The organism is Streptomyces sp. NPDC058653, assembly GCF_042716895.1.
Lineage (GTDB): Bacteria > Actinomycetota > Actinomycetes > Streptomycetales > Streptomycetaceae > Streptomyces.
The window spans coordinates 1-14,889 of sequence record NZ_JBHXRM010000067.1 but is presented as its reverse complement, the minus strand read 5'-3'; the positions used below and the strand labels follow the sequence as shown (position 1 = coordinate 14,889).

The 14,889-nt window shown below is 72.0% G+C and carries 9 protein-coding genes; 6 read left to right on the top strand and 3 right to left on the bottom strand.

What is annotated here, in order from left to right; all coding sequences use genetic code 11:
* Window positions 1–24: 24 nt before the first annotated feature.
* Window positions 25–1,590, bottom strand: a complete 1,566-nt coding sequence (locus ACFWU9_RS34540; protein ID WP_384325035.1) for an ATP-dependent DNA ligase — start codon at window positions 1,588–1,590, stop codon at window positions 25–27.
* 255 nt (window positions 1,591–1,845) lie between these two features.
* On the opposite strand from ACFWU9_RS34540, the gene ACFWU9_RS34535 reads away from it, so the two are divergent.
* The 4 genes from ACFWU9_RS34535 to ACFWU9_RS34520 all read left to right on the top strand — a co-directional run bounded on the left by ACFWU9_RS34535 (window position 1,846) and on the right by ACFWU9_RS34520 (window position 8,431).
* Window positions 1,846–2,742, top strand: coding sequence for an oxygenase MpaB family protein (locus ACFWU9_RS34535; protein ID WP_384325047.1), 897 nt, complete (start codon window positions 1,846–1,848; stop codon window positions 2,740–2,742).
* The gene (locus tag ACFWU9_RS34530) at window positions 2,724–5,045 is read left to right on the top strand and encodes a tetratricopeptide repeat protein (protein WP_384325034.1); all 2,322 of its coding nucleotides are present in this window, start codon (window positions 2,724–2,726) and stop codon (window positions 5,043–5,045) included. Before ACFWU9_RS34535 ends, ACFWU9_RS34530 begins: the two co-directional genes overlap by 19 nt.
* A 201-nt stretch (window positions 5,046–5,246) precedes the next feature.
* Window positions 5,247–6,839, top strand: a complete 1,593-nt coding sequence (locus ACFWU9_RS34525) for a phytoene desaturase family protein (RefSeq protein WP_384325033.1) — start codon at window positions 5,247–5,249, stop codon at window positions 6,837–6,839.
* Window positions 6,840–6,976: 137 nt separating this feature from the next.
* On the top strand, window positions 6,977–8,431 hold the full coding sequence (locus ACFWU9_RS34520; protein WP_384325032.1) for an MFS transporter: 1,455 nt from the start codon (window positions 6,977–6,979) through the stop codon (window positions 8,429–8,431).
* Between the two features lie 22 nt (window positions 8,432–8,453).
* Here ACFWU9_RS34520 and ACFWU9_RS34515 read toward each other — a convergent pair whose 3' ends face one another.
* Together ACFWU9_RS34515 and ACFWU9_RS34510 are read right to left on the bottom strand one after the other, a co-directional pair.
* Window positions 8,454–9,155, bottom strand: a complete 702-nt coding sequence (locus ACFWU9_RS34515) for a DUF6882 domain-containing protein (protein WP_384325031.1) — start codon at window positions 9,153–9,155, stop codon at window positions 8,454–8,456.
* A gap of 72 nt (window positions 9,156–9,227) precedes the next feature.
* The gene (locus tag ACFWU9_RS34510; protein WP_384325030.1) at window positions 9,228–11,051 is read right to left on the bottom strand and encodes a serine hydrolase; all 1,824 of its coding nucleotides are present in this window, start codon (window positions 11,049–11,051) and stop codon (window positions 9,228–9,230) included.
* A 124-nt stretch (window positions 11,052–11,175) separates the two neighbouring features.
* Here ACFWU9_RS34510 and ACFWU9_RS34505 point away from each other — a divergent pair, with 124 nt between their 5' ends.
* On the top strand, window positions 11,176–12,282 hold the full coding sequence (locus ACFWU9_RS34505) for a calcium:proton antiporter (RefSeq protein WP_384325029.1): 1,107 nt from the start codon (window positions 11,176–11,178) through the stop codon (window positions 12,280–12,282).
* Window positions 12,283–12,610: 328 nt separating this feature from the next.
* Window positions 12,611–14,851 (top strand): MMPL family transporter, encoded by a 2,241-nt coding sequence (locus ACFWU9_RS34500; RefSeq protein WP_384325028.1) that lies wholly within the window; start codon window positions 12,611–12,613, stop codon window positions 14,849–14,851.
* The last annotated feature ends 38 nt before the right edge of the window (window positions 14,852–14,889 follow it).

Below are 14,889 nucleotides of genomic sequence, written 5' to 3'. Positions count from 1 at the left end.
CCATGACCGACGGACCCGCCGCACTCACTCGCCGGACCGGCCGTGCGCCCCCAGCACCGTCTCCAGCGTGTCCGCCTCCGACGCCGGTTTGTCCTCGCGGTGGCGCAGCACCCGCGCGAACCGCAGCGTCACCCCCGCCGGGTAGCGGGAGGAGCGCTGGAGGCCGTCGTAGGCGATCTCCACCACCAGCTCGGGACGCACCCGCACCGTGAAGCCGTCGTCGTCCACGGCCAACTCCCGCAGACGCTCCGTCTGCCACTCCAGCATCGCGTCCGTCAGGCCCTTGAACGTCTTGCCCAGCATCACGAACGAACCGTCCGGCCAGCGGGCGCCCAGATGCAGATTCGACAGGCGGCCGGTGCGCCGGCCGTGGCCCCACTCGGCGGCCAGCACCACGAGATCCAGCGTGTGGACCGGTTTGACCTTCACCCATCCGGCCCCGCGCCGGCCCGCGCTGTAGGGGGTGTCGAGCGCCTTGATCACGACGCCCTCATGGCCACGCTCCAGCGTGACCCGCGAGAACTCCAGCGCCTCGGCCATCTCGGGCGCCGAGTCCGTGTCCGCGCTCTCGTCCGGCCCGGCCACCACGACCCGCCGGACCCGCATCGGCTCCGGGACCAGCCGGTCCAGCGTCGTACGGCGCTCGGCGTACGAGAGGTCCAGCAGCTCCGCACCGTCCGCCGCGAGAACGTCGAAGAAGACCGGCGACAGCGGCAGCGCGACAGCCGCCGACCGGACGTCGGTGCGCGAGCCGACCCGCCCCGCGACCTCCTGGAACGGGCGGGGCCTGCCCTCCGTGTCCAGGGCGATGACCTCCCCGTCCAGGATGAAGCGGTCACCGTCCAGGGCCAGCGCGGCCTCCGTCACCTCCGGCAGCCGGTCGGTGATGTCGTCCAGGGTGCGGGTGTAGACGCGTACCGTGTCACCCTCCCGGTGAACCTGTACGCGGATCCCGTCCAGTTTCTCCTCCACCGCGCACGGCGCGAGCTTCTCCACCGCCTCGGCGAGGCTCCCCGCCGTCCGCGCGAGCATCGGCAGCACCGGGCGCCCGACGGTCAGCCTGAACTCCTCCAGCGCCCCCGGACCGTCCGCCAGCAGCCGCTCGGCGACGCTCTGGAGCGACCCGGCCAGCATCACCGCCCGCCGGACCGCCGCGGGCGGCGCGTCGGTCGCCTGCGCGAGCGCCTCCCCGGCGACGGCGTCCAGCGCGCCCTGGCGGACCTCACCCGTGAGCAGGGCGATCAGGAACCGCTGTTCCTCCTCGGTCGCCGCCCCCAGCAGGGCGCGCACCAGCCGTCTGCGCTCCGCCTGGGAGCCGGGACCGGCGACGGCCGCGAGCGCGGTGACCGCCTCGTCCGCCTCATGGATGGTCAGCGCGGCCGTTTCCGTAGGCGGTACGGGGTCCTTCAGCGCGTTCCAGCCGACACCGATCCGCCCCTGCGGCAGCCGCCCCGCCAGCCAGGGGATGACGACCGGAACATCCGCGGGCCCGGCCGCCCGGAAGAGTTCGGCCAGCAGGGCGATCTTCCGGGACCGCGCCGACGTCGCGGCGACCTCCCGTGAGACATGGGCGAGCGTGGCCAGCAGCATGCGGCCATCCTGCAACGCCTCGCGCCCGGGCGCTTCCCCGGAGCCGCCGGGCTGCGCGACCCGCCGGGCTGCCCCGGAGCCACCGGGCCCTCCGCCCGGTGGGGCCGAACGGGAGGGCTAACCTGGGCGGTCCGGCCCACGGACAACGGAGGGGGAGCGACGGTGAGAGACCGCGACAGCGACGTCGACACCCACCCGCACGCGTCTCCCCGTCCCGATCCCGGACTCTTCGGCCCCGAATCGGTCACCTGGCAGATGCACGGCGACCCGATGATGTGGATCGCCGGGGTCCGCGCCCTCTACCTCCAGGCCCTGCACCCGCGCGCCGTCCGCGGCGTCATACAGAACAGCGACTTCAGGGCGGACGCCTGGGGGCGGCTGAGGCGTACGGCCGACTTCGTCGGGACCATCACCTACGGCACCACCGAGGCCGCCGAGAAGGCCGGCGCCCGCGTCCGCCGTATCCACACCCACTTCAAGGTCACCGACCCGGAGACGGGCGAGCGTTACGGCGTCGACGAACCGGACCTGCTGCTGTGGGTGCACTGCGCCGAGGTCGACTCCTATCTGCACCTCCTGCGCCGCTCCGGCTTCCCGCTCACCGACGCCCAGGCCGACCGCTACATCGACGAACACCGCGAAGGCGCCCGCCTGGTCGGCCTCGATCCGGCGCTCGTACCGGCGAACAGGGCCGAACTCGCCGCGTACTTCGAACGGGTACGGCCGGAGCTGGCCGGCGGCCCGGAGGCGCGCGAGGTGGACGATTTCCTGCGCCGTCCTCCCGTGCCCGCGCCTCTCGTCCCCGTCCGCGCGCTCCTCTGGCGGCACGTCTCGGCCCTCGCGTACGACTCACTGCCCGGCTACGCCCACGAGTTGTACGGCAGAGCGGCCCCCGGCCCACGGCGGGTCACCCGCAGACTCCTCGTCACCGGGGCGGTCCTGCGGGCCGTCCCCGGGTGGCTGCGCCGGCGCAGCCACCCGGGCCACATCAGAGGCGCGATGGCCAGGCTCGGGCGCGGGACGCGGCCCGGCCCACGCGAACTCGGGCGACAGGCTGCCAAACTCCGCAGACAGGCGGCCATACTGGACGGGCCGGGGAGGGCGCAGCGAGGTGACGGGGGCGACAGCAGGCGATGGCGGAAACCAGTCTGATCCAGGGCCGGTACCGGCTGCTCGATCTGATCGGGCGCGGTGGCATGGGAGAGGTGTGGCGGGCCCAGGACGAGTCCCTGGGCCGGCACGTCGCCGTCAAATGCCTCAAGCCGCTCGGGCCGCAGCAGGATCAGTCGTTCACCCGCGTGCTGCGCGAGAGGTTCCGCCGGGAGGCGCGCGTGGCCGCCGCGCTCCAGCACCGGGGTGTCACCGTCGTGCACGACTTCGGCGAGCACGACGGGGTGCTCTACCTCGTCATGGAGCTGCTCGAAGGGCGTAACCTCAGCCAGCTCCTGGAGGACAACAGACAGCACCCGCTCGCCGTGCTGGACGTCGTCGACATCGCCGAGCAGGTCGCGGATGCCCTCGCGTACACGCACGAACAGGGCATCGTGCACCGGGACCTGAAGCCCGCCAACATCGTGCGGCTGACCGACGGCGCGGTGAAGATCTGCGACTTCGGCATCGCGCGGCTCGGCCACGACATCGGCTTCACCTCCAAGCTCACCGGCACCGGCATCGCGATGGGCACCCCCCACTACATGTCCCCCGAGCAGATCGGCGGGGGACACATCGACCATCGCAGCGATCTGTACTCACTGGGCTGTGTGCTCTACGAGATCGCCACCGGCGCCCCGCCCTTCGACCTGGACGACGCGTGGGCCGTCCTGGTCGGACACCGGGACACCGTGCCGCAGCCGCTGCGCAGCCACCGTTCCGAACTGCCCGAGTTCCTCGACCGGATAGTCCTCGACCTGCTGGCCAAGACGCCCGACGAGCGTCCGTCGGACGCCACCGCGCTGCGGCACCGGATCATCGCCGCCCGGTCCATCTCCGAGCACCCCGAGAGGCCCGGCCGGTACGGGCGTTACGAGCGGGAGGGCCGGGGCGGCCATCAGGCCGTCCTCGCGCACCCGCCGTCGGCCGCGGGCTCCACGTCGCACGGGCACGCCGCAGGCGGTCAGGACCCGCGGGCCGCCCGGCTGCCCTCCTGGACGTACGGCATGTCCGTCGGCCACAAGGCGACCGCCTCGACCGCCCCGCGCACCACGCCGCCCGACCACACGGCGGGACTCACCGGTGAGTGGACGACGCCGTCCGGACCGGCGGGGACGTCGGCGGGCGGGTACGCGCGCCCCGAGCGCCCCACGCCGTCGCCCGAACAGATCGCCGTGCTCAACAGCCGGCACAGCGCGGGCCTCAGCCTGGGCAGGCTCGGCCGCTGGGACGAGGCGGGCGAGGTGCACCGGTCGGTCGCGGCCGAGCGGGAGCACATGCTGGGGCCCGACCACCCCGACACCCTCGGCAGCCGCTACGAGGTCGGCTTCACCCTCAGCAGGACCGGGCGCACGTCGGACGCGCTGCGGGAGTTCGTACGCGTCACGGAAGGCCGCGAACGGGCGCTCGGCCCCGACCACCCCGAGACCCTGGCGGCGCGTCAGGAGACCGCGTACGTCCTCGGCCAGCTCGGCCGGCACTTCGAGGCGCACGAGGTGTACGCGTCGGTGCTCGCCTCCCGCGAGCGCACCATGGGGCCCGACCACCCCGACACCCTGCGCTGCCGTCACAACCTCGCCTTCAACCTCAGCAGGCTCGGCCGCATCGAGGACTCCTACCGGGTGGCGCTGGAGGTGGCGGAGGCGCGCACCAGGGTGCTGGGCGCCAACCACCCCGACACGCTGGTCACGCGGTACGAGGTCGCCTACGCGCTCGGCATGCTCGGCCGTTGGACGGAAGCCCTCCAGACGTACCGCGACGTCGCGGCGGGGCGCACCCACGCGCTCGGCGGCGACCACCCCGACAGTCTCGCCGCGCGCTACGAGGTCGGCATAAGCCTCGGCCGGCTCGGCCGCAGCGCCGAGGCCCTGGAGCTGTACCGCGGCCTCGTCGACGACCGCACCCGGGTCCACGGCCCCACCGACCCCGAGACGCTGCGCGCCCGGCACGGCCTCGGGGTGAACCTGGGCCGGCTGGCCCGGTGGGAGGAGGCCCTCGCGGAGTCCCGAGACGTCTGCGCGATCCGTGAACGGGTCCTGGGATCCGACCACCCGGACACCCTGGTCAGCCGCCGCGAGGTCGCCGTCGGACTCGGCTGGCTCGGGCGCTGGTCCGACGCGCTGGCGGTCTACCGCAGCGTGGCGGAGTCCCGCGAACGGGTGCTGGGCCCGGACCACCCGGACACCCTGGCGAGCCGCAACGACGAGGCGCACTGCCTCGAACAACTGGGCAGGGGCGGCGAGGCGGTGGAGCTCTACCGCAGGGTCGCGGCCATGCGGCAGCAACGCGAGGCGGGCCGGCACTAGGGCCTGTCGCACGCGCGGTTCTCCACGAGTCCGAGAGTCACCCGGCGCTCGTTCCCGGGACGGCCTTCCGGAGCGCGGCCCATTCGCGCCTCGCGTGTCCCCTCGGATCTCCCCACCCGCGCGACCGGCGAGGGCCCGGCGCACGGGCGGGTCGGCCGGGGCCGGGGTCCCGTCGCGGCCGTCGACGTGTTACCAAGAGCCATGCCCGCACTCGCCTCTCCCGCCCACGCCTCCTACGACGCCGTGATCGTCGGCGGCGGCCACAACGGACTCGTCGCCGCCGCCTATCTCGCCAGGGCCGGACGCTCCGTCCTCGTCCTGGAGCGTCTCGGACACACCGGCGGGGCCGCCGTCTCCACCCGCCCCTTCGCCGGTGTCGACGCGCGGCTCTCCCGCTACTCGTACCTCGTCTCGCTGCTGCCCCGGAAGATCGTGGACGAGCTCGGGCTGCGGTTCGCCGTACGGAAGCGGACCGTCTCCTCGTACACCCCGGCCGAGCGGGGCGGCAGGGCCACCGGCCTGCTCGTGGGCGGCGGCACCGACCGTACGAGACAGTCCTTCGCCGACCTGACCGGTGGCGACGCCGAGTACGCCGCCTGGGAGGCTTTCTACGCCTCGACCCTCCGTGTCGCCGAGCGCGTCTTCCCGACCCTCACCGAACCCCTGCCCGGGCGGGCCGAGTTGCGCGCCCGGATCGACGACGAGGCCGCCTGGCGGATGCTCTTCGAGGAACCGATCGGCGTCGCGATCGAGGAACGGTTCGCGGACGACCTCGTACGCGGCGTCGTTCTCACCGACGCGCTGATCGGCACCTTCGCCGACGCCCACGACCCGTCCCTCCTGCAGAACCGCTGCTTCCTCTACCACGTGGTCGGCGGCGGCACCGGTGACTGGGACGTGCCCGTCGGCGGCATGGGCGCCCTCACCGACGCCCTGGCCCACGCGGCACGCGCGGCGGGCGCGGAGATCGTCACCGGCCACGAGGCGACCCGCGTCGAGACCGACGGCGGCCACGCCGAGGTCGCCTTCCGCAACGAGGCGGGCGACACCGGGAGCGTCGGGGCCCGGCACGTCCTCGTGAACGCGTCCCCGCGGGCGCTCGCCACCCTGCTCGGCGACCCGCCGCCCGCCCCACCCGCCGAGGGCGCCCAGCTGAAGGTCAACATGCTGCTGCGCCGGCTGCCGAAGCTGCGCGACCGGAAAGTCGACCCGAAAGACGCCTTCGCCGGGACGTTCCACATCGCCGAGGGCTACCGGCAGTTGGCGACGGCGTACGAGGAGGCGGCCGGCGGCAGGCTGCCCTCGGCGCCGCCCTCCGAGATCTACTGCCACTCGCTGACCGACCCGTCGATCCTGGCCCCCGAGCTGGCCGCGCGGGGCTACCAGACCCTCACCCTCTTCGGACTGCACACCCCCGCCCGCCTGTTCGCCGACGACAACGACACGGTGCGCGACGAGCTGCTCGAAGCGACCCTGGAGCAGCTCGACGCCCATCTGGCCGAGCCTCTCGCCGACTGTCTCGCCGTGGACGCCGACGGGCGGCCCTGCATCGAGGCGAAGACGCCCGTCGACCTCGAACGTGACCTGCGGCTGCCCGGCGGCCATATCTTCCACCGCGATCTCGCGTTCCCCTACGCCACGGACGACACGGGCCGCTGGGGCGTGGAGACGGCCCACGCCAACGTGCTGCTGTGCGGGGCGGGCGCCGTGCGCGGCGGCGGTGTCAGCGGCGTCCCCGGACACAACGCCGCGATGGCCGTACTGGAGGCGGCGGGCCGGCCCCCGGCGGGCTGAGCCCGGCGATCTCGGCCTGCCCGGCAGGTGTCTTGAGCCGTACGGCTGACGTCCCGTTTGTCGGTTTTGGGCCCGGGGTACACGGAGTCGGCGCGTCAGCGGCGCCGACGGCGTCGCCGCCAGCCAGGAGGCAGAGCATGAGCCAGAGCGGAGCCCCGGCCCTCGGGACGGTCACCACGAAAGTCCCGGCGCGGCTCGACCGGCTGCCATGGTCACGGTGGCACTGGATGATCGTGATCGGCCTGGGCACCGTATGGATCCTCGACGGACTCGAGGTCACCATCGTCGGCAGCATCGCGAGCCGCCTCTCCGAGGACGGCAGCGGCCTGCCGATCAGCGCGGCCGAGGTCACCGGCGCGGCGGCGGCCATCTATGTGGCCGGCGCCTGCTCGGGGGCGCTCTTCTTCGGCTGGCTGACCGACAAGTTCGGCCGTAAGAAGCTCTTTCTCGTCACCCTGTCGGTCTATCTGATCGCGACCGCGCTGACCGCTCTCTCGTACACTGTCTGGTGGTTCTGCGTCTTCCGCTTCTTCACGGGCTTCGGCATCGGCGGCGAGTACGCGGCGATCAACTCCGCCATCGACGAACTCATCCCCAGCAAGTACCGGGGCCGCGTCGACCTCATCATCAACGGAAGCTTCTGGCTCGGCGCCATCGCCGGCGCCCTGCTCTCCGTCGTCGCGCTCAACACGAGCGTCTTCGCCAGGGACGTCGGCTGGCGGGTGACGTTCGCGCTCGGCGTGGTCCTGGGACTCGTCATCCTGCTGGTGCGCAGGCATGTACCGGAGAGTCCACGGTGGATGCTGATCCATGGACACGACTACGGCGCGGAGAAGATCGTCTCCGGGGCGGAGCGCGAGATCGAACGGGAGACCGGGAGGGAACTGCCGGAACCCGCCGGGTCCATCACCATCGAACAGCACAGGAGCATCGGGTTCGGCAAGATCGCGAAGACGCTGTTCCGCGTCTACCCCAAACGCGCGACGCTCGGCTTCTCCCTCTTCATCGGCCAGGCGTTCCTGTACAACGCCATCACCTTCGGCTTCGGCACCATCCTGGTGAACTTCTTCTCCGTGTCCAGCGGCTCGACCGGCTACTACTTCGCCGCGATCGCGCTGGGCAACTTCCTCGGACCGCTGCTGCTCGGCCGGCTCTTCGACACGCTGGGCCGCAGACCGATGATCGCGGGAACGTACATCATCTCCGGGCTGCTGCTCTTCGTCACGGCCTGGGTCTTCAACGAGGGCTGGCTCAACGCGACGACCATGACCATCTGCTGGGCCGGGGTGCTCTTCTTCGCGTCCGCCGGAGCCAGCTCCGCCTATCTGACCGTCAGCGAGATCTTCCCCATGGAGACGCGCGCCATGGCGATCGCCTTCTTCTACGCCATCGGTACGGCGGCGGGCGGCATCTCCGGGCCGCTGTTGTTCGCGAGCCTCACCGAGAGCGGGGTCGTCGGCGACGCGGTCATCGCGTTCTGCGTCGGCGCGTCGCTGATGGTCGCCGCCGGTGTGGTCGCCCTGTTCTTCGCCGTCGCCGCCGAAGGACGGTCGCTGGAGGACATCGCCACCCCCCTGTCCGCCCGCGAGTGACGACCGAACACCCGCCGGACGGCTACCCGGAGACGCTCTTCATCTCGACGGAGGCGATGCGGCCGGCGTCGTCGAACAGGACGTGGGCCGTGGCGCCGCCCGGCAGATCCGCGCTGATCCGGTCCGCCTCCTGACGCCGGGCCAGCCCGTGGTGGCCGAAGTAGCCGCTCACCACGGAGCGGGCCGAACTCCCGGCCAGCAGGCCCGCGCCCGTCAGCAGGACACGCGGCAGTGTGATGCCGTCGGGCACGGCCCGCGGCACCTGCGGGTCGTCCGGCACCATGTACAGACGGCCCTCGGGGGAGGCCTGGACGCCGATGTAACCGGCGGCGCCGAGCGCGCCCATCGCCCCGAACGCGAGGGTCTCCACCGCGAAGCGCGGGTCCTCGAACGCCGAGAGGTCGACGAGGCGGGTGGTGAACTCGGGGATCCCGTGCGCCTCACCCAGCCGCCGTATCTCGTTCGCCGCGCCGACGACGGGTGAGTCGCCGAAGCCCGGGTTCGCCCATCCCCAGAGCCACGACGCCTCCGAGGTGTCGAAGCTGCCCAGTACCGAGATACGCAGATCACGGCCGGCCTGCCGGTAGAGGCGCCGGTCGAGATCGGCGGTCCACGGCCCGGTCGGCATGAACTCGTCGAAGGCTTCGAGCTGTTGGGCGCCCCAGGCGGCGTGCGCCTCGGTCATCCGGAGGAACGGGTCGCTGAAGGCGGTGGTCGCGGTCATCCGGAAGACCCTAGTGCGTGGTCTCCAGGCCCTCGTACGAGGGTGCGACGGGCACGCGGGGCCGGTGGTGGCTCAGTCCGCCGACACGCTCCAGCCGTCCCGTTCGACCCGTGCCGCGTCCGCCTGCCGCGCGTCGTCGAACAGCGTACGGTCGCCGTCCTCCACCCGCAGCCCGTCCACATAGGCCCCACGGCCCACGTACGGCCCGCCGGTCGCATACCGCCAGCGCAGCCGCACCTCCCGCCCACGCCAGGCCGCGAGGTCGGCGTGCAGCCGGTGCCAGACACGCCCGGACCAGCCGGAGACCGAGCCCGTCGGACGCGGGGTGCCCGGCTCCCGCCCGGACGGGGTGGTCGTGAACGGGACGGGCACCCACTCGGACCCCGCCGAGCCGTCGGCCGCCTCCAGGACCAGGACGTCGGTGCCGGGCTCCGTGTCCCACCACAGGGAGCAGCGCACCCGCCCCCGCCCGGTCGCGACGCGCAGCGCGGGCAGTGTGAGCGTCGCGGTCGTGCCGGCGGCCATACCCGAGAACCAGGCGGTCCCGCCCCGCTCGGGGGAGACGGGCACGGCGCGCGCCATGCTGTCGGCCGCGGCGACGCGCGGAGCGCTGCCTGTCCGCCAGCTCCGCACCGGATGGACGGAGTTGCCGAGGACCACGAGGAACGAGTCGGTCGTCGGATCGAGCACCAGACTGGTCCCGGTGAAACCGGTGTGCCCCGCCGTACGCGGCGTGGCCATGGCCCCCATGTACCAGTGCTGGTAGAGCTCGAAGCCAAGTCCGTGCGCGTCACCGGGGAAGTCCGTGTTGAAGTCGGTGAACATCAGCTCCACCGACGCCGGGCGCAGAATCCTCGTCCGACCGTAGGCGCCGCCGCTGAGCAGCGTACGGCCCAGGACCGCCAGGTCCCAGGCGCACGAGAAGACCCCCGCGTGACCGGCCACGCCGCCGAAGCCGAAGGCGTTCTCGTCGTGCACCTCGCCCCAGACGAGACCGCGGTCGAGCCCCGACCACGGCTGCCGCATGTCCTCGGTGGCCGCGATCCTCGGCCGCCAGGACGGGGGAGGGTTGAAGCGGGTGCGGTGCATCCCCAGGGGAGCGGTGATCTCCTCGCGCAGCAGGACGTCCAGCCCGCGCCCGGTGATCTTCTCCAGGACGAGCTGAAGGGAGATCAGATTGAGGTCCGAGTAGCGGTAGACCGTGCCCGGCGGGCTGCTGGGCGCCTCGTCCCACAGCCGCTGGAGTCTCGCCTCCGGCGTCGGCTCCTTGTAGAGAGGGATCCAGGAGACGAAACCCGAGGTGTGGGTGAGCAGGTGACGGATCGTGATGTCGTGTTTCCCCGCGCGGCCGAAGTCGGGCAGGTACGAGGCGACGCGCTCCTCCAGGGCCAGCGCCCCGCGTTCGATCTGCTGCACGGCCAGGATCGAGGTGAAGAGCTTGGAGACGGACGCCAGGTCGAAGACGGTGTCCTCGGCCATCAAGATCTGCTGGTCGGCCGGCAGCTCGACGCCGGTGTCGGTCGCCTCGTCGTACGCCGAGTAGCGCACCGCCAGCCCGATCGGCCGGTGCAGGGCGACCGTGCCGCCGCGCCCGGCGAGCAGGACGGCACCCGCGTACCAGGGGTGCGTCGGCGAAGGATCGAGGAACCGCTCCGCGTCGGTGACCAGCCGCTCCAGCGGTCCCGGCAGCAGACCGGCACGCTCGGGGGAGCCCCGCCGCAGCGTCGGGGCCGGCCGGCCGGAGCCGGAGCCCGCGGGGCCGGACGCCCCCGCGCCCATGGCGGTCGCCGCGTCCGCGAAGGGGACCGGGGCCAGCGCCAGCGCGCCTCCGAGCGCCAGTATTCCCCCGCCCAGTCTCCGCCTGCTGATCCCGCCGCCCGCCGCGTCCGCGCTCATCGGCACCCCTCTGACGCTCCGTCCGAAACTGTCCGCCGCCCGAGGTTACTGCCCGCGTGCCGTACGGGCGACGACGGTGCGGCTCACCGCGCGGGCGCCGGGGACCTCTGGCAGCGTGAGGCGTATGACGACGCGTGACGGGATCCGGTCGCTGTGGTCCCGCTGGACCGCGGTCGTGCCGCTGCTCGCCCTGGTGGCGCTGGTCCTCACCTGGGGGCGCGACCTGCCCGGCTACGCGGTCGGACTGGTGGCACTGCTCCTCGGCGGCGCCGTCCTCGCGGCCGTGCACCACGCCGAGGTCGTCGCGCACCGGGTCGGCGAGCCCTTCGGGTCGCTCGTGCTCGCCGTCGCCGTCACGGTCATCGAAGTGGCCCTCATCGTCACCCTGATGGTCGACGGCGGCGACAAGAGCTCGACCCTCGCCAGGGACACCGTCTTCGCCGCCGTCATGATCACCTGCAACGGCATCGTGGGAATCTCCCTGATCGTCGGCGCCATCCGCAGCCGGGTAGCCGTCTTCAACGCCGAGGGCTCCGGCGGCGCGCTGGCCACGGTCGCCACCATCGCCACGCTCAGCCTGGTGTTCCCGACGTTCACCACGAGCAGGCCGGGGCCCGAGTTCTCCACGGCGCAGCTCACGTTCGCCGCACTCGCCTCCCTCGCGCTCTACCTCCTCTTCGTCGCCATGCAGACGGTCCGTCACCGCGACTACTTCCTGCCCCTCACCCAGGAGGGAGAGATCAAGGAGGTGGACAACCACGCCCCGCTGCCCACCCGGCGCGCGACGGCACTGAGCGCGGTGCTGCTCCTGGTGGCGCTGGTCGCGGTCGTCGGCGACGCGAAGACGGTGTCGCCGACCATCGAGTCGGGCGTGGAGTCGGCGGGGATGCCGCACGCGGTGGTCGGGGTGATCATCGCCCTGCTCGTCCTGGCGCCCGAGACGCTGGCCGCCGTCCGCGCCGCGCGCCGCGAGCGGGTGCAGACCAGTTTCAACCTGGCGCTCGGCTCGGCGATGGCCAGTATCGGTCTGACGATCCCGGCCATCGCGCTGGCCACCGTCTGGCTGGAGGGTCCGCTGGTCCTCGGCCTGAACGCCACCCACATGGTGCTGCTCGCGCTCACCGTGGTCGTGACGGCGCTGACGGTCGTGCCGGGTCGGGCGACGCTGCTTCAGGGAGGCGTCCACATCGCGGTGTTCGCGGCGTTCGTCTTCCTCGCGGTCAGCCCCTAGCACCCTCCCGGTAACCAACATCCTTACAGGCCAGGGCAGTTGTCGGGGTCCATCGGTAACCACCCCTAATGCGGGTACGCGGTAGGGGTGTACCCAGCAACACCCCCTATCTGGGTCGTACGCCCAATGTGCCGCCGCCTGATCCTGCGTAACTTCTCTGTCGTGGCACAGAGAGTGTCCGACCGGAAGGGCGGCGCACGGCGCTGGTGCTCCGCCCGTCCGACCGACGGCCGATCTCACTCCACGGCATGGCGCACGAACGCGCCGAGCCCCTTCCCCTTCCTCATGCCCTGATCCCCCTCAGCCCCCCAGACCGGGAGTACACCTCGTGGCCACGTTTCTCTACAAACTCGGACGGTTGGCGTTCCGGCGCCGAATCATCGTCGTACTCATGTGGGTGGCGGCACTGGCCCTGACCGGCGTAGGCGCCGCGTCCGCGCCCACCTCGGGATCCAGCTTCGCCATTCCCGGCACAGAGGCGCAGAAAGCCTTCGACCTGATCGATGAGCGCTTCCCCGGCAGCAGTGTCGACGGCGCGGTCGCGCGGGTCGTCTTCAAGGCGCCGGACGGCGAGACGATGACCTCGCCCGAGAACAAGGCCGTGGTCGAGAAGGTCGTCAAGGATCTGCCGGCCGGCTCGGACCAGATCGGGCAGGTCACCGACCCGTACAAGGCCAACGCCATCTCCGAGGACGGTTCGACCGCATACGTCGCGGTCTCGTACAAGCTCACCACATTGGAGCTGACCGACGACACCCGCAAGTCGCTGGAGGACATCGGAGCGGACGCGCGGAAGTCCGGCCTGACAGTCGAGATCGGTGGCGACGCGCTCCAGGCCATTCCGGCCGCCGGAGCCACTGAGGCCCTCGGCGTCGCCGTCGCCGCCGTGGTGCTCATCGTCACCTTCGGCTCGCTGATCGCGGCGGGACTGCCGCTGCTCACCGCGCTCATCGGCGTCGCCGTCAGCGTCTCGATCATCGCCACGCTCGCGAGCGCGATGGACTTCGACTCCACCACCAGCGTTCTCGCGATGATGATCGGCCTCGCCGTCGGTATCGACTACGCCCTGTTCATCGTCTCCCGCTACCGGGCGGAGCTGATGGAGGGGCATGAACCCCAGGACGCCGCCGGACGAGCGGCCGGTACGGCCGGATCCGCTGTCTTCTTCGCCGGGCTCACCGTCGTCATCGCCCTGGTCGGCCTCGCGGTCGTCAACATCCCGATGCTCACCAAGATGGGTCTCGCCGCGGCCGGCACGGTCGTCATCGCCGTCCTCGTCGCCCTCACCCTCGTCCCGGCCGTGCTGGGCTTCGCCGGAAAGCGTGTGCTGGGCCGGAAGGCGCGCAAGAGGCAGCAGGAGGGCGAGCGTCCCGCGTCCACCCACGGCAAGCCCAACATGGGCACCCGCTGGGCCCACTTCGTCGTCCGCCGTCCGCTCATCGTGGTCCTGGTGGGTGTCGTCGGCCTCGGCGTCGCGGCCGTCCCGGCGGCCTCGCTGGAGATGGGTCTGCCCGACAACGGGTCGCAGCCGACCAGCACCACGCAGCGCAAGGCGTACGACATCCTGTCCGACTCGTTCGGCCCCGGCTTCAACGGCCCGCTGGTGGTCGTCGTCGACGTCAAGGGCGACAACGACGCGGAGGCCACGGTCGGTCAGGTCGCCAACGCGGTGAAGGGCGTCAAGGACGTCGTCGCCGTGACCCCCCCGACCTTCAACGAGGCCGGCGACACGGCGATGATCACGGCGGTCCCGAAGGACCGGCCCTCCTCCGTGAACACCGAGAACCTGGTCCACGACGTCCGCGACGCGGGTGGTGAGGTCGCCTCCGAGACCGGCTCGACCGTCCTGGTCACCGGTGCCACCGCGCTGAACACCGACTTCTCCCAGAAGATGAACGACGCGCTGGTGCCCTACCTGGCGGTCGTCGTCGGCCTGGCGTTCCTGCTGCTGATGCTGATCTTCCGGTCGATCCTGGTCCCCCTGAAGGCCGCTCTCGGCTTCCTCCTGTCGGTGATCGCCTCGCTCGGCGCGGTCGTCGCGGTCTTCCAGTGGGGCTGGCTCTCGGACTTCTTCGGTATCGAGCAGGCCGGTCCGATCATGTCCATGGTGCCGATCTTCATGGTGGGCACGGTCTTCGGTCTCGCCATGGACTACGAGGTCTTCCTGGTCACGCGCATGCGTGAGGCGTACGTCCACGGGGAGCAGCCGACCCAGGCGATCAGCACCGGCTTCCGGCACGGCGCCCGGGTCGTCACCGCCGCCGCGGTGATCATGATCGCCGTCTTCGCGGGCTTCTCCGGCTCCACGGAGTCCATGATCAAGCTGATCGGCTTCTCGCTCGCGGTCGCGGTCTTCTTCGACGCCTTCGTGGTCCGGATGGCCATCGTCCCGGCAGTGCTCGCACTGCTCGGCGACAAGGCCTGGTGGCTGCCGCGCTGGCTCGACCGTCTGCTGCCGAACGTGGACGTGGAGGGCGACCAGCTCCGCAGGAAGCTGGCCGAGGAGCAGCGTCCGGGCCAGGGCCCGGACTCCGGCCAGGACTGGAACAGGGGCATGGCGCGCGTCTGACGCGTAGCACCGACGTCGCCGGACGGGCTCTCAGAGCC